Genomic DNA, 1,301 nt, shown 5'->3' on the forward strand with positions numbered 1-1,301 from the left:
TGGTATTATCCCCTTTAAGTAGACACTTGAAAAAACCTTCATGTTATTATGAGGGTTCAAGTGACACCTGGAGGGGATATTTTTATGGCCAAAAAAGGACAAACATTTCAGACGTATACCGAAGAATTTAAATTGAATGCGGTTAGATCCTATGTCGAAGGTTCTTCAAGTTACAAGGTGGTCGCTGATCGCGAAGGAATTCGAAACTGTTCACAACTGAAGGTGTGGGTAAAAAAATGGAAAAACGGGGAAGCGTTCGATGAGCGAAAAAACAATGTTCCGAATCCACGGAAAGGACGTCCTCGTACTGCCTTTAGCAGTGTAGAAGAAGAACGGGACTACCTTCAAGCACAGGTGGATTATTTAAAAAAGCGGTATCCAAATCTAGTAAAGGAGAAGCGCTGAGCCAACGGGAGAACTACGATATCATAGACGAATTGCGCTGCTCGCATGGCATTACACGCCTATTATCGATTACAGGAATACCCCGTTCCAGTTACTACAAATGGCGAGCGACACAGCCGCAGCGAGACGCAAGACAAGACCGTGAGCGTGAGATCAAAGAACACATGATGGCTATTCACTTTGCAAACCGAGAGTTTGGTTATCCTCGCATGACCACGGCGTTGTGGGAGGCTGGTCTGAACGTTAATCACAAGAAAGTATGGCGAATCATGCGGGAACTATCGATCCAATCGGTAATTCGTAAGAAGCGGAAGAAGTCCAGCTATACGCCATCTGTGATTTATCCGAATCGCCTGAAGCGCAAATTTCATGCCACAGCACCCCAGCAAAAAATGGTGACGGATATTACTTATATTTCAGATGGAAACACATTCGTTTACCTGTCTGTGATTCAAGACTTGTTCAACAACGAAATTGTAGCTTGGCAATTATCTAAACGGAACGATGTTCAGCTCGTATTGGATACGGTGGAACTATGGACACAAAAAAGAGACGTTTCGGAAGCCGTACTCCATTCGGATCAGGGCTTCCAATACACGTCTCAGGCGTACAACACACGATTAGAAGCATTCGGCGTGAAGGGCAGCCACTCTCGCAAAGCAACCTGCCTGGATAACGCATGCATCGAATCCTTCTTTTCGCATCTCAAGACAGAGAAGCTGTACCTTAACCAGTGTAATTCAGAAGTAGAGATTCGACAAGCTGTGGAAGATTATATGTACAATTACAATTACCGACGTTTTCAAGCCAAACTCAAACAGCGCGCACCGATTGAATATCGATGCGCACTGGCAGCATAGCTTTTTTCATCTGTCTGCTTGACAGGGGTAAGACCA

Annotated in this window: 2 protein-coding genes; both read left to right on the top strand. The window is 44.8% G+C overall.

The window, feature by feature from the left end:
• The first annotated feature begins 84 nt into the window (after positions 1-84).
• Entirely contained in the window at positions 85-405 is a 321-nt protein-coding gene (locus AB4111_RS30935) for a transposase (protein WP_442035135.1), read from the top strand.
• Between the two features lie 23 nt (positions 406-428).
• Entirely contained in the window at positions 429-1,265 is an 837-nt protein-coding gene (locus AB4111_RS30940; RefSeq protein ID WP_442035137.1) for an IS3 family transposase, read from the top strand.
• Positions 1,266-1,301 lie beyond the last annotated feature (36 nt).

Source organism: Paenibacillus sp. 2KB_22 (assembly GCF_052115745.1).
Classification (GTDB): Bacteria; Bacillota; Bacilli; order Paenibacillales; family Paenibacillaceae; genus Paenibacillus.

Excerpts from the sequence above, each read along its gene's own strand:
- AB4111_RS30935 (WP_442035135.1), top strand. The coding sequence starts at position 85 with ATGGCCAAAAAAGGACAAACATTTCAGACGTATACCGAAGAATTTAAA.